The organism is Paenibacillus sp. FSL H3-0321 (genome assembly GCF_038002865.1).
Taxonomy (GTDB): Bacteria; Bacillota; Bacilli; order Paenibacillales; family Paenibacillaceae; genus Paenibacillus_AQ.
Genome location: NZ_JBBODH010000001.1, coordinates 4,469,217 through 4,488,308 on the forward strand (window position 1 = coordinate 4,469,217; position 19,092 = coordinate 4,488,308).

Below are 19,092 nucleotides of genomic sequence, written 5' to 3' on the forward strand. Positions count from 1 at the left end.
GCTTACACAGGGACTTTTGAGTAATAACTGCATTTTGTACAGTTAAAACTAGCGATGCAGTTCGTTTTACCCGAAGTCAGTCTATTTGAGTGTACGGAATACAACTACTTCTCTTTTCGCCCCAAAATACCCGATTTTAGTTGTATAAAGTGCAGGTCTGTTGATTAACCAGAAAAAGGTAGAAAAAAGGCCGCTCATTCGGTAAAGTGTTTGTACCCCTACAAACATCCGAAACGAGGCGACCTCATGAAAAAGTCTACTTCATTATCGAATATTCTGCAATTGGTGATTCCCGAAGAAAAAATGCTCCCATTCTTGGAAGAACTAAAGTATATCGATGTGGCGCGAAAGTTTACTGTCTATGATTTATTTCTATTTTTGGCCGAAGCCGCCTTCCAGCAGTGGGAGGGGTATCGGGACGGAGAACAGCGAATGGCCCTTTGTGGGCAGCGTTCTGTGGATCACTCAACCCTCTCGAAAAAAGCCAAAGACGTTCCTTTTCAATTATTCAAGCGTTTGCTAGATCTCATGATTGGGCTGTGCAATCGAAAGACTCGGCGTGTACTCGGTATTCCGAAGGAGCTGCTAATCGTTGATTCCACTACGATTACGGTAGGTCTGGGACGGTTGACTTGGGCTCCGCACAAAGGCCAAAAAGCAGGCGTTAAGCTACACGTGGGGATCATTGGAGACCAAGGCGAATTGCACAAAGTTACCGAAACGACTGGATATGAGCCTGATTTGAAGAGTTGCCCTGACCTGCTGGACAGAAGATTTATTTTGGTGGCAGACCGGTCTTATGGTAAACACAAGCTGTTTGACAGTTACCAAGAGCAGGAAAACCGGCAGTATTTTGTGATTCGGCTTCGGGATAATACAACCTTTACGAATCCAATCTCACGATGTCGAAAGCGTCCCTTTTCGGGAAGTATTAAGCAAGATTTGACCTGCCAATTGGGAAAGAACATGGCACTCTCCCAGAACAGATTTCGGGTGGTCATCCTAGAGGATCCCAAAGGAAATCCCGTTATTCTCGCCACAAATCTGCACTGGTATTCCCCCGAAGGAATTGCAGAAATCTATAAAAAACGGTGGCAGATCGAAGTCTTTTTTCGTTGGATTAAGCAGCATCTAAACATTCCAAAATTATTCGGAACAACACCAAATGCAGTGTATGGACAGCTGTACACAGCTTTACTGATTTATGTTTTGCTTAAGTTCCTGTTTGAGCAGGGAAATGCTGCGGTGCATCCGAGTGCTAAATTAACATTCGTCGACTTTGACCGGTTATTTACTTTGGAAACTTTACCACCGGAATGGAGGATTTATTTAGCCAATGTAGTGTTCCCCACTTCCATAATTTAGCTAATCAACAGACCTGTATAAAGTGCAATTAAAGCGTGGCATTCAGTAAATTAGCGCTCATCTTACGCAACTCCCGCATCCTGCGCGCCCCCACACATCACACATCTCATACATTCCACTCCGCTTAAGCTTGCCCGGCCGTAACCTTGCGCTTCAGCTTGAGCTTCGTACGGAAGCCTTTGAGATAACCCCAGGTATAGAGAAATACCTCGCGTTCCATCAGCGATCCGACCAGGAAATAGATGGGCAGGATGATGATGCCGAGCAGCACAGCCCACAGAATCACACCGGTGTATGAGGTGATGCTGAGGTCGAGCTTGGTGGTGACAAAAACGATGGCAGCGAAGACCGCAACATTGGTCAGCCATCTGCGGAAAGTGATCCATGGACTGCGCTCCAGCAATACCCGGCTGGCATACACGACAATATCAATGGAACGGTACAGCAGGGCGGCGATGGTGCCCATCAGCACGCCATAAATTCCGAAGAAGATGACGAAAATGATCGAAGCCCCCAGATTGATCGCCGACTCCATAATAGAGCGGAACTGGGTGTTTCTGAAATGTCCGGCAATCGTAATGATATTGTTGGAGGTGGTGCGGGCATTGGTCAACAATTTAATCACCACGAATAGAACCGGCAGCCAGGCATTAATATAGTTCACATCGTTGACGCCAGCCGTGTACAGTTTCATGAACGGCAGGATGATGATATAGACAACGGTCAGAATGGCAAAGATGAGACCCATGAAATAGACCTCGTAAGCATCATAGAACTTCACGAAAGCCTCTTTTCCCTCATGGTAGCTCTGGCCCAAGGCGGCCTTTATGCTTCCGTTGACCGTCTGAACGATGTTGTCGACAATGGTGAAGATCATGTTGTACATCACGTAGATGCTGACGATCTTCAGGTTCGTAAATATAGTCAGAATCAACACGTCCGTATTACGGAAGATGAGATAGGAAATCTCATGCACCATAACCGAATTCTTCTGGCCAATGGCTGCAAAATCCGGCTTGTGGCTGAGGTCGATCCACTTATAATATTTCTTCGAATAGAAATAGAAAGCGACGATCTGCAGCAGGGTGAGCACGAAGAAGGAAGCCTGCACGGCAATGATGTTCACACCCTGCAGCAGCAGGATGATCCGCACGACATTGTTCAGAATATTTGCGATGGTGACGATGGACGTCTCCACATAGCTTTTACCCTCGGCGATCAGCAGAATTCTGAATTTGCCCTGGAAGTAATAGTTGATGGCTCCGCCCAGACCCGAGAATAAAATAATCGCCATGATGCTCACTTTGTTGATCTCCGAGTGGATGACCAGCGGATAAATGACTGCAAGCAATACGACGGAGATAAAATAGTACATTCCCGTTTTTTTATAATAGCTGGAGGTTGCTGCGAGAATCGAATTGATATGACCCCGGTCATTGTTGGCTATCGGCTTATACAGAGCCTGCAGCGAAGCTGCACCGACCCCGGCTTCAAGCAGGGCGAAGTAACTGATGATCTGCACGATGGATGCAATGAGACCATTGGCTTCCGAGCCGTAGTTGACCATAATCAGTCTTGGAATGAAGAAGCCGAGAATAATTGTGATTACCTGGCTGGTAAGGCCAAAGCCGAGGTTCAGCAGGCTCCGTTTAGCTTTCATAGCTTCTTCTCCCTTCCATAAACGGTGCCGGTGACAGATAAGCGTCCAATTGTTCAAAATGCTTCTCTGCCTGATTTGCCTGCAGCGTCACGTCGAGCCGGTTAGTGGCCATGCTGTCATACACCTCTTCCGGCGTAAGCTCGGCCAAATGGGCGAAATCGGTGTATTTTCCGGTAAAATAGGCATCCTGCATGACATTGACCATCTTGCTGCTGTAGGCCACCGGGAAGACAGGCTTGTTAAACACCCAGCCGAGAATCATTGCATGGAACCTGGAAGCGACAATACAGCTGGCACCTGCCAGCGCGGCGAGGATGTCATCTATGTTTGTTTTATAGAGGTGAACATGGGTCTGCTCCTGAAATTCTGCCGGAATCAGACCGATAATCTGCCCAATGGCTTCCTGGTCGCCTTCATGCTGGCAAAATGACATGAAATGCACGGCATAACCCTGCTTGATGAAATAGACTGCAACATCTTTCATTTTTTCATAATAGAGGTTGTCAAAACCGCTTAAGTTCTTGGACGACGGCTTAATCACCGAAATCGCAATCGTTTGGCCCGCTGGAGGTTTTTGTCCGGATGAGGTTTCGTTTGCGTTATATTTCAGCTGGAAGATAATATCCGGAGCCATTCGGACATTGCCCAAATCCTTAAATAAATCATAGGAGTATTGCTCTCTGAAAGAGACGTCGGTATATTCCGGGAAAATCCGCCGGTGCACCTGGTAATACTCATCATCCGTAAAGGGACCGAAATTGGCGCCCATCAAATAATACGGCTTGCTCTTGTTGCGCATGGCTTCCGCGTTCGCCACATATTCCGCCCAGTGTTCTCCCTGCATAAAAATAGACCCGCCGATATGTACGGTTCCATCTGACTGATCACCCAGAAATCTCTGCAGAAAGTTGTTATGCAGCTTTAATTTTCTGAAGACATAATTAATTCCCCGGAACAGGACGGAGTCCGAAGCATAGACCTTGAGGTTCTTGATATCCTTGAATACCAGCTTATATAAACGGGGGGCAATGATCATAAAACGGGTATCCGGATACCGTTCGCAGAGTACCTTGATAAACAAATCATCGCCCAAATTGAATTCTGTATATGCGCTTACCATCATCTTCTTCATATCTTAATTTCCTTTCTGGTGATCATGGTTTTGAGCTTATGTTTGAACTGGAGCCAGCTTCTGTCCATGTGGATCAACCGCGCATATAAAGGCGGGGAAATTAAGAAGGCTTTGATTCTAAAAGCGAGCTGTCTGTCATCCCCGCTGTAGCGTTTCATAATGAGCAGCATCTCGTGGTTCAAATGAGGGTAGGTCTTCTCAATGTCATGAAGCAGGTCACGCATGCGGATTCCCGAAGTGCCGTTCAGGCAGGTCTTGAGATTGTAAAAGTAGTTCTCCGTCATCTCCCGGGTCAGGAGGAGCTCCGAGATGGTGCTGGCCTCACTGAAGGGATGGGCTTTGAAGTATTCATCCACCCGCTTGAAGGCAGCGACGACATCAAATTTGTTCACATTATACGTGCCTGTAATGGATGACATCCTTTGCACATAATAGGACAATACGTCGGGGATCGAGATCACCCGGGACGCTCTGGATAAGGCTTTATAGATAAATTCCTGATCCTCTCCGTTCACACAGCGCTCCGTGTAGCGGATGTCGTTCTCCAGGAGAAAGCTCCGCTTGAAGGCAATGCTTCCGGTCCAGATTCTCAGGCTTTTGTGTACAAAAATATTCTGCAGCGCCTCGCTTCCCGTAGTGTCGGACTGACCGGAAGTGAAGCTTACAATTGTCGACTGATCCTCCCGGACGAGGTTGTAGCCCCAGCAGACCACATCCGGATCCGTGGACCGCGTGGCGCCCTCGATACTCAGCACCAGGCTGCTGTCGGCGTAATCGTCTCCGTCCAGGAACAGCACATAATCTCCTGTAGCTGAAGCCAAACCGGTGTTTCTTGCGGCGCTCACTCCGGAATTGGGAGTGCGGATCAGCTTCGAGCGCAGATCAGGATGCTTCTCCAGGAAGTCAGCGGCCACCTCATACGTCCGGTCTGTCGAGCCGTCATCGACCATGATCAGCTCGAACCTCTTCCCGCTCTGTTCCAGGAGTGAGAGCAGCAGAGGTGTTAAATAACGTTCTAAATTGTACATGGGCACTACAATGCTCACACTCATGCGGCCACTCCCTTCCTGAGGTTTGATGGATTAACCGGCGGTTTGCCTGGAAAATATTTCTCTCAGCCCTTTTTTGTAGCCGCTGATGGCAGCTGTATTCTTCTTAGGCTGTTCCCGCAAAATCAGATAGAGCGTCGTCCAGACCAGGGCGAGATAACCGACAGGTCCCGAACGTTTATCCTTGAGCAAATGCACATGGTTCAGCACTCTCATATAAGCTACATTCTCAAGATTGTCTCTGGAGGCCGGGGACTCATGATGCAGAAGTTTAAGTTCGGGATTGATATAAAGGGGGCCGGAACCTTGCGCGATACGGGACATAAGAATGTCTTCACCGACGCTGTAGCTTTGGAGCCAGGGGACGGGTTTGAGGTCTTGAATGGCCTCTTTCTTGAAGGACATGTTGCAGCCGTGCTGGAACTCTGTCTTGAAGATCTTCCGTGCCTTATGCCAATTGTACATGGAGCCGGCCTGGCCGCTTAAGGAAAGCTTGCCGCTCGATAGAGATTGCTGGAAGGAGAGCAGACAGCGGATCGTGCCGAGGAAGCTGTTGCGCATCCCGATGGCGACCCCGCCGACACCTGCGCAGTTCGGATGGTCGAGGTAGGTTTGGATTAAAGTGGCCAGGTAATGATCGGAGATTTCGACGTCGTCATCAAGGAAGAGGATCTTGTCCATGGTAGACAGCTCCACCGCCTTGATTCGGGACAGCCATAATCCCCGTTCAGTTTTGCTGTGGTACAAAAGGGGATAACCGCAACCGGCCAATAAGGCTTCGAACCCCTTGAGGGTTCCTTCGGGAATCTCTCCGTCATCAATGATAATGACCTCTATAGGATACGTCCGGCCTATGCTTTGTTTAGTTATAGAATGAATGCACCGTGTCAGGTCCTGTACCCGGTTCCTCGTGCAGATAGCCACTGACAATCCTTGCATATACTCCACTCCCTTATCCGATTCTCCCATCTATATTAATCATAATAATCTTGGGATTATAAGCTAACTTAAGCTTACTATTGGCAGAGAAAGGTTGTATATACTACTTTAGTTTACTTATTGACCACCATGGAGCAGTTTGTCGAAGGCATAAAATGTCCTGACTAAATGGTTTGGGGATCTAGCGGATGCTTCTCCGAGTAATTAGTAACAATTTTTTGAAATTAACAATAAATTCTATAAATTCGACATAATCAGCGCTATCTAAAATTCCGATAATTAGATTATAAGCGTTTTCCAGACTAAGCCAGGGAGGGCAGAACAGACATAGTTAAACAGCAAGGACATCTTAGAAAAATGGGGCTGAATTTGTGGGAATAAAAAGAGGATCAAAACACTTGATCATGGCTTTGGTTGTCATCCTGATCATTAGCAATTTTTACGCTATACCCTATGTTGCTCAGGCACAGACTTCAATACCGCTGGATACCATTCTCGAGGACACGCTGGAACCTGCGGGGAAAAACATTTCAGATTTAAATCAAAGCGGAATTGGCATCACCGAGGTGGATAACACCAACGGGCAATGGCAGTACAAAAACAACTCGGGCGTATGGCTGTCGATTGTAGCTCCTGATCCGGGCAAGATTGTTGTGTTAGGGAGCGGTGTAATGATCCGGTTTGTTCCGAAGAAGGATTGGAACGGAACTGTAGGCATCAAGCACCGCGACTGGCTGATTCCAGCGGAATCCAGCGGAAATCCTCCTAACTATGTAAATGTGAATGAGACCTATACAGGAAAAGAATCGGCTTTTGGGGAATTTGAGGAAACCGCGCAGGTCAAAGTCCTGCCTGTTAACGATACTCCTTATATTTCCGAGTCTGGGGGCAATGATTACCTTGATTTTGACGGTAAGGGATACGTAACCCTTCCGGATCTGGACATATATGCTAATTCCCTCACGATTGAAACGTGGGTGAACGCCAGCAGTGCTCCGTCATGGGGGCGTATCTTTGATACCTCTCACGGTCCTGATAATTTTAATTTGCATTTTACCTTTGAAGGAAATACAGGGAGAATAGCACTTGAAGCATTGCCGCAAAAGGGTACCAGAGTTAAAGCTTACCTGGTGCGGACAACGGAGCGATTGCCCTTGAATCAATGGGTTCATGTGGCCGCCGTATATAATCATGTGGAGAAAAAGGCCTATATTTACTGGAACGGGATTCTGAAAGGCAGCGGATTTATGGATCTGACGGACATGGCTAAAGCCAAGGCGCAGAATTCCAATCTGCCGAGAGCTTATAACTATATAGGGGAGAGTACATGGTCCCAGGATGCCAATTATACGGGGGGCATGAGAGACTACCGGATATGGAATAAGGCAAAGACCCAGGCGGAGATTGAAAGTCAGATGAACACTAGTCTGAGCGGATCTGAAGCGGGTCTGATGGCCAACTACAAATTCAATAATCCAAGTGATGGAGCGGTCGCCAAGGATTCCTCCACGGGAGCAAGAAATGGCAGCATCGTAAGTGGCAGATGGCAGTCCGACACAGGGTTCAACACCAATGTGGTAACACCGGTGAATACTCCTGTATCGAAGCCGTTTAAACTGACCGATGTGGATGACGGCGACATGCTGACGCTTTCTGCGGTCTCGTCGAATACGGCCCTTTTGACGAATGGCAATATTACCTTTTCAGGTGAAGGCCCGGAAAGAAGTATCCATCTTACTCCGGCAGCAAACATGACAGGCACCTCCACCATCAAAGTCACAGTAAACGATGGAATTACTTCAAGCAACAGCAGCTTTTTATTGAGTGTTGTGGCCGGGAAATTTGATCTTAAATTCATTTCGCCCTCTGTGGGTGTGATGGCACCTGCTTTTAACCGGGGGATTATCTACAATAAAGTGCATGTTCCCAACAAAAGTGGAAGCAGTCCGAACAACAGTATCGATATAAATGTAGGAGCGGTGAATCCCGCTGATGTAAATGTAACAGCGTACGCAGACAATGGGTCTGGCGTCACGGTAACGGGCTCCTACCCTACGTTTACTGTCAGCGGCCTGACTGTGGGTGTATATAAGCCCATAAAGATTAAAGTAGCCGATAAATTCTCATCCAATTTCAAGGAATATCAGCTTGATATCATCCGTTATCCGGGAAATGATGCCAATCTGGCTGTGGCGAATGGACTGGCCTTGTCCAGCGGCGGACAAGCCATTGCGCTGTCCCCAAGCTACAGCAGTAATACGTCCAACTATACCGCTACCGTCGAAAATGATGTAAGTTCGGTTAAAGTGGACGTGAAGAAGTCGAACCTTTTCTCTACAGCGACATTAAACGGTGGAGCTATTGGTTCTACGGAATCTGTTGATGCCACTGGGAATGTCAGCTTGGCCTACGGGAAGAATCTGATTTCCGTTGTAGTAACGTCAGAGGACGGAAAAACAAAGAAAACCTATGAGGTTGTGATTGTTAGAAAGCTGTTGGGGGATGCTTCTCTGACTAATCTGACCGCTTCCCCGGGTGGACCGTCGCCAGTCTTCAATACCAATCAGGCGGACTACACAATGGAAGTCGCAAACGCAGTAACGACTGCGGAATTTACTCCGACAGCCGCATTAGGTGCAAGCATCAAGGTGAATGGCGTGGATCACCCGAGTGGTACGCCTTTTCTCATTACGGGTCTTGCAGCAGGGAATAACAAGTACTTGATCGAGGTAACGGCACAGGATGGAGTGACGAAGAAGTCATATAGTCTGGTTATTCTGCGTGCACCTTCGGATGTGGCAGATCTTTCGGGATTGACCGTCTCTTCGGGAACGTTGTCGCCTGCCTTTAATAACAATGAGACGGGGTATTCGGTTGAGGTTGCTAATGAGGTGTCCTCGCTGGAGCTTACTCCAAAGCTTCTGGATGCTGCGGCAAGCCTTGTAGTGGACGGCAATATTCATATTGATGATACTGCCTATACTAAGAACTTAAATGTTGGTTTGAACACGGTTGAGATCGTGGTGACTTCACAGAGTGGTGTCCGTGTAAAAACAACCCTCGTAAATATTATCAGAAAGGCTTCTTCCAATGCCGATCTGTCCAGTTTGGTCCTTTCAGAAGGAATAGTCGATCCTTCTTTTGACAAAAATCAAACCGGATATGGTGTGACCGTGGCTAACAGTATCGCTCAGCTTACGATTACTCCTACTCCTGAGGATGCAAACGCAGAGGTCAGCCTGAGTGGAAATGTAGCGGTGAATGCTCAGCCAAGACTGGTAAATCTACAGGTTGGTGTCAACGAATTTAATATTTTGGTCAAGGCTCAGGATGGGATAACGTCAAAGAATTATGTTTTGACGATTGTCCGTGAAGCTTCCTCTGATGCGGATTTGACCAATATCACTTTGTCCGGCAAAACATTATCGGGAGGCTTCGACCGCGGAACCTCAACCTATTATGAGTATGTGTCGAACAATGTTACCAGCATGGCAGTTGCAGCAACTACAAGTGATGAACAGGCAACCTATACCATCAATGGGCTGGAGTCGGCTGGAGGAGTGCCTATTCCTTTGAATGTAGGAGAAAATGTAGTTACAGTAGTTGTTACGGCCGCTGATAAAGTGACTACCAAGGAATACACGGTAACTATCGTCCGTGCAGCTTCGTCGAATGCGAATTTGCTCGAGTTGACGATGAGTGACTTATCGGATAATGCGATCACCCTTACATCCGTTCCGGGCACTTTCAATTATAGCGGTACGGTCGAGGATGAAGTTTCTGTAGCTAAGCTAAGTGCAGTTGTTGATGATGCAAATGCAAGCACCTCCGTATTTGTGAATGGGGTTTGGATCGAAGACCTGAACGCTGTGCCTCTGACCACAGGCTTGAATGTTATTGAAGTCAAGGTCACGGCTCAAGACGGAAGCATGCAGGTATACACCATTAATCTGGTGCGAAATCCAAGTAAAGATGCAACTCTGCTGAATATGACGATTTTCCCTGGCGAATTAACACCGGTTTTCCAGGCAGGCATCGGTGATTATTCAGTCAATGTGGACAACAATGTAAGCAACGCCGATTTTTTAATTAGGACTAATAATGAGCTGGCAACCTACATCTTGAAGAAGAATGGAACCTCTGCCGGCGTAACAGGCGACCGCGTAGCACTGGATGAGGGCACGAATCAAATTACAGTAGAGGTTACGGCTGGTGATGCCAGCACTAAAAAAACCTATTCCGTTACTGTGAATCGTGCCATTCTGCCGAAGGATTCCTCTCTTACTGATTTGACCGTCAGCTCTGCAAGAGGAACAGAAGCTCTGAATCCCCAGTTCTCCGCTGAAGTCTTCAAGTACTTCTTGTCGGTACCCTATGAAGTGGATCGGGTTGAACTGGATGCTGCCAAAGGGGACATGAATGCACAGATAACCGTAAATGGTGTCACGGTAGATAGTCCGATGCCTATTTCGCTGGTGGAAGGGCTGAACATCGTAAACCTGAAGGTTACAGCTCAGGATGGAAAGACAGAAAGTGTATACAAGGTGGAAATCATCCGACAATCACGTTCGTCTGATGCTACTTTGGGGAGTATCAGTGTAGATGTCGGAGCTTTGGACCCCACCTTTGATCCTGCCGTTTCCGGTTATACGGTAGAGGTAGGAAATGATGTGAACTCCATCGTCCTAAGTCCGATAGTGGCTGATGGAAAAGCGAAAAGCCAAATCACTGGAAGAGACGGGGCCTCTCTAGATAATCTGATTGAAGGGGACAACGTATTTGATATTCAGGTCACTGCTGAGGATGGGACTGTAAAGATATACACAATTAAAGTTATCAAGGCCCAGCCTGTAGCTACACCAACACCAACGGTGACACCAACAGCAACGCCGACGGCAGAACCGACAGCTACGCCAACGGCAGAACCGACGGCTACGCCGACGGCAGAACCGACAGCTACGCCAACGGCAGAACCGACAGCTACGCCAACAGCAGAACCGACGGCTACGCCGACGGCAGAACCGACAGCTACGCCAACGGCAGAACCGACAGCTACGCCAACAGCAGAACCGACGGCTACGCCAACGGCAGAACCGACGGCTACGCCAACGGCAGAGCCGACGGCTACGCCAACGGCAGAGCCGACGGCTACGCCAACGGCAGAACCGACGGCTACGCCAACGGCAGAACCGACAGCTACGCCAACGGCAGAACCGACAGCTACGCCAACGGCAGAACCAACGGCAGAACCGACGGCCACGCCAACGGCAGAGCCGACAGCTACGCCGACACCGGCCACGCCAACAGCTGAACCGGCGGTACCTGTCGCACCAATTGCGACAGCGTCGACAGAGCGGATAACCGTGAAGGTAGAATCAGGACAACTGGGTCAAGGTTCTGTGCTGGCTGAAACGGTTATCCAACGCACGCGGGATTCAAGTGGAATCCTGCATGATGTAGTCAACTTAACCACGGATCGGGTGGAGGAGGTTGTCCGGAAAATTGCCGGATCCTCGGATAATACGGCCCGGATCATGATCCCTGATGAGAAGGATCAGGTTGCGGATATTAATGTAAATGTTCCTAAAGATGCGATTAAGACACTCGGCGACTCCAACGTGAACATGGAGATCTTCACGGAGAACGTAAGAATTCTCATATCACAATTATCACTGGATAATTTCACTGAAGATCTATATTTCCATGTAGTGCCGATTAAAGACCAGACGTTGCGCAAAGAGGTCGAAGACCGGGCAAGAATCGAGCGGATTGTCAGAGAAATAGCAGCTGATAAACAAATTGATGTTGTCGCCCGTCCCATGACTATCGAGACCAATATGCAGAGCAGACCGGTTACATTAACGCTCCCTCTGCGTGACGTGCAGCTGCCAGCCAATCTCTCGGAAAGAGAAGACTTCCTGTCCAATCTGGTCATCTTTATCGAACATAGTGATGGCGACAAGGAACTGAAGAAGGCGAAGGTTGTTGATTACAAATCCGGCGAACTTGGCTTGCAGTTCGAGGTGAACAAATTCAGTACCTTCACCATTCTGAACATGGAAGGCTGGGAGGAGTTTTTGGCGGCAACAGAGGCAGCGCAGCAGCAACAACAGCAGCAGCTGAACCAACACAAAGCCTTCATCAACGGCTTTACAGATGGAACCTTCAAGCCGAACCATTCTATTACCCGTGCGGAAATGGCCGCGATTCTGGCGAGAAACCTTGGCTATGACGCATCCGCTGCGCCAGCTGCTGCCACTTACCCGGATGTGAAGGATAGTCACTGGGCGAAGGGTGCGATTCAATTCGTCAAGGAGGCAGGGTTGATGCAGGGTAACGATAAAGGCCTATTCCTTCCGGATGCCCCTATCAGCCGCGGAGAAATAGCTGCCGTTGCATCGAGATACAAGAAGCTGGACACTACGGCTATTGCATCCGGCAGGTTCAAGGATACGGCTAGCCACTGGGCGGCCAGAGAAATTGAGGCCGCAAGCAAGGCTGGCATTCTCAATGGCTATGAGGACGGTACGTACCGTCCAACCGGTAGCCTGACACGCGCTGAAGCCGTAAAGGTTGTCAATCGTTTGTTCGGACGCGGACCGTTATACGGTGTCACCACACCAAGCTGGCCCGACGTACCAACGACACACTGGGCTTATACTGAAATTGAGGAAGCTTCCAATAACCACACGTTCACTGTGCGGATTGAAGGTGGAGAAACGCTTAGTCAATAAAAACATATAAGTACGAAGAAGGCCGTAGCCCATCAGTGGGCTAACGGCCTTCTTTTTTGCTGAAAATACGGAAAGGTGTTATGAAGCGTGCAGGTATTAATTAATTTCTATCGTCAGGGAGCTGGCGAAACGTTCTCCTGGCGACAGGGTGACAATGCCTTCTTTTTCCGAAAGCTCGCCTTCGAAGACATCAATGTCTGCGAATCCCTGCCAAGGCTCGATGCAGACAAAGGGTGCATTCAGCGGCTGCCAGATGCCGAGATCCGGGAAGCCTTCGAAGGATACAGCAACGCTTTTTCCGGTAAGTCTGCTTTTCAGCGTGATCTGCCGGGAGTTCACATTCTGGAAAATAAGCGCGCCGTCCTTGAACATTTCATGGGATAATGGAAGGCTGCGCTCTTCCCTCAGCACAGTCTCCGATTTACCGCTGATCCGAAGTCCTGCATCATTCAGGAACTCCCGGTCGAGGTTTTCGGTTTCGGAGAACTCGAGCACATAGTCGCTGAAGCTTCCGTTCTGATCCAGCGGGCAGTTGAATGCAGGATGTGTGCCGAGCTGGAAGGAAATGCTGCCTCCATCAATGTTCTCCACCCGGTAATCCAGCTTAAGAGTGCTATCGTTCAGCGTGTATGTAATATACAGGTTGAATTGAAACGGATAGCTGGACAGGGTATGCTCGCTGCTGGTGAGAAGGAAGACCGCACGGGACTCGTCCGCTTCAACGACTGTAAATTCGCTGCGTCTGGCAAAGCCGTGGTTGGCAAGTTTATACGCTTGTCCACCAACCTTGATCTCTCCGTTCCGGACAGCCCCGATAATCGGGAACAGCACCGGAGAACGGCCTGTCCAATAGGCGGCGTCCCCGCTCCATATATATTCAGTGCCTGTGTCTTTTCTGGTGAAGCTGACAAGCTCCGCTCCAAGGGTACTGATCTCAGCCTGTGCTGAGCCGCTGCGTAAAATGGTGTTCATAAGATTACTCCCCTTTCACAATGGTTGGCCAGCCCGTCTTCCTTGCTGACAGCTCATATTCTAACAGACTTCCTTAGCAGCGTTGTAACACATCGTGAACAATTCAGAAAAATAATTATTACAGTGTGTAAAATGACAATCTGACGCAATGGTATAACATATATAGAAAGCAATGAATCTGTATAAGTATGCGTTCAAAATGGAGGGATAGGCCCATGCAGCTTAAGCAAATATTCGTGAACGGTGAGAGGTTGAAGGATACGATTGAGGCCTTTGCCGATTTTGGGCGTACGGACAATAACGGAGTTACCCGGTTGTCGTTGTCGGAGCAGGATGTGAAGGTGCGGAATTACTTCGCTGCGTGTTGTGAAGAGCTGGGTATGTCGGTCAAAGTGGATGATATGGGCAACATGTACGCCACGCTCGCAGGAACGGAAGCAGGGCCGCCTGTGGTGATTGGCTCGCATCTGGACACGGTCAAGAAGGGCGGCCGCTTCGATGGTGTGCTTGGCGTCATAGCCGGCCTGGAAGTAGTACGCACTCTGGTTGACCATGGCATCAAGCCCCGGCTGCCGGTGACGGTGATGAATTTCACTAATGAGGAAGGTGCACGCTTCGAGCCTTCGATGATGGCCTCCGGCGTATTGTCCGGGAAGTTCGACAAGGCGGAAATGCTGAAGAAAAAGGACCCGGAAGGGACGACCTTTGGAGAGGCATTGGAAGCGAGCGGCTATGCGGGAGAGGCTGCGAACCGGATCAAGGAAGCGGCTGCATATCTGGAGCTGCATATCGAGCAGGGACCTGTGCTGGAGAGAGAGAATCTCGCCATTGGCCTGGTCGGCTGTGTCGTAGGCATGGCCTGCTATGAGATTGAAGTGACGGGTGAATCGGATCACGCCGGAACTACGCCGATGGATATGCGCAAGGATGCCTTGTTTGCCGCCACCGACCTGATTGCGGAGCTGCGGAGCAAGCTGGGTGTGCTGGATTCGGAACTGGTCTATACGATGGGCAGAATGAACGTGTTGCCTAATATTCATACGGTCATTCCTAATAAGGTGATTTTTACCGTCGAGGCTAGACATAAGGCTATGGATATTGTTCGTGAAGTTGAGCATATTATAGGCGGCCTGCCCGAAGAGCTGCTGGAGTGTTCGGTGTCCAAGACCAAGCTATGGGGCCGCGATACCGTGTGGTTCGATCCGGAGATCTGCGCTTTGACTCAGCAGGCAGCAACGAGACTGGGCTACAGCAGTAAAAAGATGGCCAGCGGAGCAGGGCATGACGCCCAATTTGTGGCTGGTTTTCTGCCATCGGCAATGATTTTTGTGCCCAGCGTGAACGGGAAAAGCCACTGCGAAGAAGAACTTACCTCCTATGAAGAATGCGAAAAAGGGGTAAATGTTGTACTGGAAACAGTACTGGCTATATTATCTAAGTAACCGATGTAATAAAACATGACACATAATTTGAATTTCTCTTAAATCCTTCCTATAAGCGGAAAGTTCCCCATCTTCTTAACAAAATAATTCAGTGCGAAAGACACCTGAGCTGGTGTCTTTTTTTGAGCGCGGGGTTCACCGGTTTGCTATATACACCAACGCTTTGGTAAAATGATTAACGGATGTCCATCAGCTCCATTGTGTAAAAACACAATCATGGCAGATAAAGTTTTTATTTTTTACCAAATTGTCTTGAGAAATCACATGTTATAATTCTTTACATAAGAGAAGCGCATAAGACGGGAGCGATTAACGATGATTATTGGTGTACCCAAAGAGATTAAAAACAATGAGAACCGCGTAGCCATTACCCCTGCCGGAGTAGTCAGCCTGGTAGCCGAAGGACATAAAGTGCTGGTGGAAGCCGGAGCAGGAGCAGGCAGCGGATTTCTGAATGAAGAATATGCCGCCGCCGGAGCGGAGCTAATCACTGAAGCTTCTGCCGTATGGGCAGCCGCCGAAATGGTGATGAAGGTGAAAGAACCGCTGGAAAGCGAATATGGCTACTTCCGCCCGGGCCTCATCCTTTTCACTTATCTGCACCTGGCTCCGGAGCCAGCCCTGGCATCCGCCCTCAAGGACAAAGGCGTCTTCGCCATCGGCTATGAGACAGTAGTCCATGAGCGTACCCTGCCGCTGCTTACGCCAATGAGCGAAGTGGCCGGACGGATGTCCGTGCAGCTCGGGGCACAATTTCTGCAAAAGAACTACGGAGGACAAGGCATTCTGCTCTCTGGTGTTCCCGGCGTCAGCAGAGGCAAGGTCAGCATTATCGGCGGTGGGGTAGTCGGCACAAACGCAGCCAAAATGGCGATTGGCCTGGGGGCGGAAGTGACGATTGTTGACCTCAGCGCGGACAGACTCCGCCAGCTGGACGATATCTTCGGCGCACAGATTAATACGCTAATCTCCAATCCTTATAACATTGCCAAAGCGGTTGCTGAAGCGGATCTGCTGGTCGGCGCAGTGCTGATCCCGGGTGCGAAAGCTCCGAAGCTGGTCACTGAAGAAATGGTTAAGTCGATGAAGCCGGGCTCCGTCATTGTTGACGTGGCGATTGACCAAGGCGGTATCGTTGAAACCATCGACCGGGTCACCACACATGATAATCCGGTATTTGAGAAATATGGTGTACTGCACTATTCGGTAGCAAATATGCCGGGCGCTGTAGCCAAAACCTCAACGATTGCATTAACCAATGTTACAGTTCCTTATGCGCTGCAAATTGCCAATAAAGGGGTATTCCAGGCGATTGAGGACGATGCCGGCCTGAAGAGCGGTGTCAACGTGGCCAATGGAAAGATTACCTGCCAGGCTGTAGCGGAAGCTCTCGGAGAAGAGTACTTCACGGTAGAGAAAGCATTAGAACAAGAGTTCACTCTGATCTAATATATAGAACCGAAAAAAGAGCAGAAGGTTAATCTTAAGCAGTCCGGTGAAATTGCCGGGCTGTTTTTGTTGCCGGGTTTGGGGCGGAAAATCGAAAATTTGAGGGGAGTTAGCGATACGCTCATCATTTACTTTAGGACATGTTAGGTTTTCTTTCATCACCCTATAGTCAGCCGCTGCCCGGAGTACTATAATGTAATCACTCTATAGCGCAAGATTCGGCTATTCTTCAGGTTGGGGTGGGAATATGACAAATTCAGAGCCAATATTTGACCGTTTTTTTGACAGTATGGAATCCTTGGCGGATACTCTCAGCGAATCGCTCCAGTCTCAGGTAACGATTGAAGACAGCAACCACCATGTCATCGGGTACAGCTCCCATGAGTTTGAAAGCGACCCGGCCCGCATCTCTACCATCATCGGCAAACGTGTTCCGAATACAGTCATTATTGGTCTCCGGAAAAAAGGCGTGATGCATCAGCTGGAGAACGCCGCACATCCGATCCGTATTCCGGCGGTTATGGAGGTTGGGCTTGGACCCCGGCTTGCCATGTGCATCAAATACCAGCAGGAAATCCTCGGTTATATCTGGGTTGTGGACCGGGGTAATCTGGCCTCAGGTCATGCGGAGAGCATTGTGGAGAAGGCCGCCGGCATCGCCGGGCGTTATCTGCTGAAGCAGCGCGGGTGGAAGATGAAGCAGGACAAGACGCATGAAGATTTCTTCTGGAAGCTGCTGACCTCGCACTATGAAAATGAGCCGCGCATCCGTCAGGAAGCGGAGAACGGGTCGATCCTGTTGCCGGAAAGCTACTTTATCGGCGTGCTGGAGAGCAACCGGGTGATCGACGAGCATTTTCTGCTGAGGTTTCGCCAGATGATGGACACCTATGCCGGGCAGCGCCTGCTGTTTTTGACGGCGGAGCAGAACCGGCTGATTATTTTGTTTTCGTTTCTTTTTCCGGTAGAAGGGACAGAGAGGCTGGCTTCATTCGTGCACAAGCTGATCCGCGATATGGGCAAAAGCGAAAGCTGTACGCTAGCGGCAGGCTGCAGTCCGGGATACCGGGAATATACCTCGGCAGCTGTCGCCTACCGGGAGGCACTGTCCATTCTGGAGCTTAAAAAGCTGCTGCCCTATCATGCCCGCGAGCTGCTGCTGTATGAGGAAATCGGCTTTTGGGCGTATATTCCGGCCATTATGGAGCAGAAACGCAGCATGACCCGCCGAAGCGCACTGCTGTATCCGCTGAAGGAGCATGACCGTGAACACAAAAGCGATTTTCTGAAAACGATCGCCGTCTACTTGTCGTTGAACGGCAATCTGAAGGCGTCCGCCGCATTTCTGCATATCCATACCAACACATTAATGTACCGGCTGAACCGGATCGCCGAGATTACGGGCAAAAGCCTCAAGGAGACCAATTACCGGACCTCTATCTATCTGGATATCCTGACCGAAGAGACCGCACAGGTGAACCGCTGGTTTCCGGAGGAAGCCGGCAGCTCCGAATAAAGTGCCTGAAGTTTATCTCGATAAATTTCAGCTGCCCCGCACCAACTGAAGTCCCGACACGTACAATAACCTATATTTTGTGAACTTAAGATGAAAGGGGCAGTGCAGAATGGGGATTGGATATGGACCCGGAGATCCGTCGTTTGAACGGAGCATGCGGGCGGGGATTATCGCGGCGGCGGAATCCATGAATGCCGGCGGAACTGACTTTTCCAACTTTAAGAACTCCCGCTGCAATCCGAGGTATTGGACCCGTACGGACAACGGCGGATTTCAGTTGAAGGAAGGTGTCGCACCCTCGGCGGCAATCAATGATATTTTTGAGAACGGATCTCTATATGCATTCGAATGCGCGATGGCTATGGTGATGATTCTTTATAAAGCGACGATCGGGGCGATCGGGGAAGCTGCCTTTGACCGGCATTTCGGCGACATCTTCCTGTGGGACTGGAATTATGACAGCAATCTGCAGATGATTACTACCTTCGAGAAGTCTGATATGCTGCCAGGTGATGTGGTCTATTTCAAGAATCCCGACCATAACCCGGATAAGCCGGAATGGCAGGGGGAGAATGCGATCATGCTTGGGGATGACCGCTACTATGGGCATGGGCTGGGCATCAAAAGCTCGGCGCAAATGATTGCCGCACTCAACCGGCACAGAGTGCCGGGAAGCCGGATTTCTGCTTATTTTACCGACGAGGCGCTGCATCCCAACTTTGCCTATATTAGTGGATTAGCGATGAGGGCGGCTGTCCCTACGCCGGAGAACAAGGGTGCCAGAAACACCATTTTCTCCAGGATAGGTGTGAAATCCTATATTTATAAATAGCC

At 49.3% G+C, this 19,092-nt stretch carries 11 protein-coding genes; 6 read left to right on the forward strand and 5 right to left on the reverse strand.

The features are described from left to right. The first annotated feature begins 246 nt into the window (after window positions 1-246). Window positions 247-1,365: an IS4 family transposase gene (locus MHI45_RS19975; RefSeq protein ID WP_341119327.1), complete on the forward strand. Its 1,119-nt coding sequence runs from the start codon at window positions 247-249 to the stop codon at window positions 1,363-1,365. Window positions 1,366-1,489: 124 nt separating this feature from the next. Here the strand turns inward: MHI45_RS19975 and MHI45_RS19980 are convergent, their stop codons facing one another. Genes MHI45_RS19980 through MHI45_RS19995 form a run of 4 tightly spaced genes read right to left on the reverse strand, consistent with a single transcriptional unit; the run spans window position 1,490 to window position 6,145 of the window. Further along, window positions 1,490-3,025 (reverse strand): lipopolysaccharide biosynthesis protein, encoded by a 1,536-nt coding sequence (locus MHI45_RS19980; RefSeq protein ID WP_076114265.1) that lies wholly within the window; start codon window positions 3,023-3,025, stop codon window positions 1,490-1,492. Continuing rightward, window positions 3,015-4,157, reverse strand: a complete 1,143-nt coding sequence (locus tag MHI45_RS19985) for a polysaccharide pyruvyl transferase family protein (RefSeq protein WP_076114264.1) — start codon at window positions 4,155-4,157, stop codon at window positions 3,015-3,017. The genes MHI45_RS19980 and MHI45_RS19985 overlap by 11 nt, the downstream gene beginning before the upstream one ends. Next, on the reverse strand, window positions 4,154-5,209 hold the full coding sequence (locus MHI45_RS19990) for a glycosyltransferase family 2 protein (RefSeq protein ID WP_076114263.1): 1,056 nt from the start codon (window positions 5,207-5,209) through the stop codon (window positions 4,154-4,156). Before MHI45_RS19990 ends, MHI45_RS19985 begins: the two co-directional genes overlap by 4 nt. 30 nt (window positions 5,210-5,239) lie before the next feature. Next, on the reverse strand, window positions 5,240-6,145 hold the full coding sequence (locus MHI45_RS19995) for a glycosyltransferase family A protein (protein ID WP_076114262.1): 906 nt from the start codon (window positions 6,143-6,145) through the stop codon (window positions 5,240-5,242). A gap of 404 nt (window positions 6,146-6,549) precedes the next feature. On the opposite strand from MHI45_RS19995, the gene MHI45_RS20000 reads away from it, so the two are divergent. Beyond that, window positions 6,550-12,879: a cadherin-like beta sandwich domain-containing protein gene (locus MHI45_RS20000; RefSeq protein WP_341119830.1), complete on the forward strand. Its 6,330-nt coding sequence runs from the start codon at window positions 6,550-6,552 to the stop codon at window positions 12,877-12,879. Between the two features lie 96 nt (window positions 12,880-12,975). On the opposite strand, the gene MHI45_RS20005 is transcribed toward MHI45_RS20000, so the two are convergent. Beyond that, window positions 12,976-13,851 carry an aldose 1-epimerase family protein gene (locus tag MHI45_RS20005; RefSeq protein ID WP_076114261.1) on the reverse strand — a complete coding sequence of 292 codons (876 nt, stop codon included), beginning with the start codon at window positions 13,849-13,851 and terminating at the stop codon, window positions 12,976-12,978. A gap of 215 nt (window positions 13,852-14,066) precedes the next feature. Here MHI45_RS20005 and MHI45_RS20010 point away from each other — a divergent pair, with 215 nt between their 5' ends. From MHI45_RS20010 to MHI45_RS20025, 4 genes are all read left to right on the forward strand, one after another. Then, on the forward strand, window positions 14,067-15,293 hold the full coding sequence (locus MHI45_RS20010) for a Zn-dependent hydrolase (protein WP_341119328.1): 1,227 nt from the start codon (window positions 14,067-14,069) through the stop codon (window positions 15,291-15,293). 315 nt (window positions 15,294-15,608) lie between these two features. Further along, window positions 15,609-16,742, forward strand: a complete 1,134-nt coding sequence (ald, locus tag MHI45_RS20015) for an alanine dehydrogenase (RefSeq protein WP_340895405.1) — start codon at window positions 15,609-15,611, stop codon at window positions 16,740-16,742. 247 nt (window positions 16,743-16,989) lie between these two features. Beyond that, window positions 16,990-18,258, forward strand: a complete 1,269-nt coding sequence (locus MHI45_RS20020; protein WP_341119329.1) for a PucR family transcriptional regulator — start codon at window positions 16,990-16,992, stop codon at window positions 18,256-18,258. A 109-nt stretch (window positions 18,259-18,367) separates the two neighbouring features. Continuing rightward, window positions 18,368-19,090 (forward strand): protein-glutamine gamma-glutamyltransferase, encoded by a 723-nt coding sequence (locus MHI45_RS20025; RefSeq protein WP_340895401.1) that lies wholly within the window; start codon window positions 18,368-18,370, stop codon window positions 19,088-19,090. Window positions 19,091-19,092 lie beyond the last annotated feature (2 nt).

Bases quoted from the DNA above. Each gene is read 5' to 3' on its own strand.
- MHI45_RS19975 (WP_341119327.1), top strand. From the start codon at position 247: ATGAAAAAGTCTACTTCATTATCGAATATTCTGCAATTGGTGATTCCC.
- MHI45_RS19980 (WP_076114265.1), bottom strand. From the start codon at position 3,025: ATGAAAGCTAAACGGAGCCTGCTGAACCTCGGCTTTGGCCTTACCAGC.
- MHI45_RS19985 (WP_076114264.1), bottom strand. From the start codon at position 4,157: ATGAAGAAGATGATGGTAAGCGCATATACAGAATTCAATTTGGGCGAT.
- MHI45_RS19990 (WP_076114263.1), bottom strand. From the start codon at position 5,209: ATGAGTGTGAGCATTGTAGTGCCCATGTACAATTTAGAACGTTATTTA.
- MHI45_RS19995 (WP_076114262.1), bottom strand. From the start codon at position 6,145: ATGCAAGGATTGTCAGTGGCTATCTGCACGAGGAACCGGGTACAGGAC.
- MHI45_RS20000 (WP_341119830.1), top strand. From the start codon at position 6,550: ATGGCTTTGGTTGTCATCCTGATCATTAGCAATTTTTACGCTATACCC.
- MHI45_RS20005 (WP_076114261.1), bottom strand. From the start codon at position 13,851: ATGAACACCATTTTACGCAGCGGCTCAGCACAGGCTGAGATCAGTACC.
- MHI45_RS20010 (WP_341119328.1), top strand. From the start codon at position 14,067: ATGCAGCTTAAGCAAATATTCGTGAACGGTGAGAGGTTGAAGGATACG.
- ald (WP_340895405.1), top strand. From the start codon at position 15,609: ATGATTATTGGTGTACCCAAAGAGATTAAAAACAATGAGAACCGCGTA.
- MHI45_RS20020 (WP_341119329.1), top strand. From the start codon at position 16,990: ATGACAAATTCAGAGCCAATATTTGACCGTTTTTTTGACAGTATGGAA.
- MHI45_RS20025 (WP_340895401.1), top strand. From the start codon at position 18,368: ATGGGGATTGGATATGGACCCGGAGATCCGTCGTTTGAACGGAGCATG.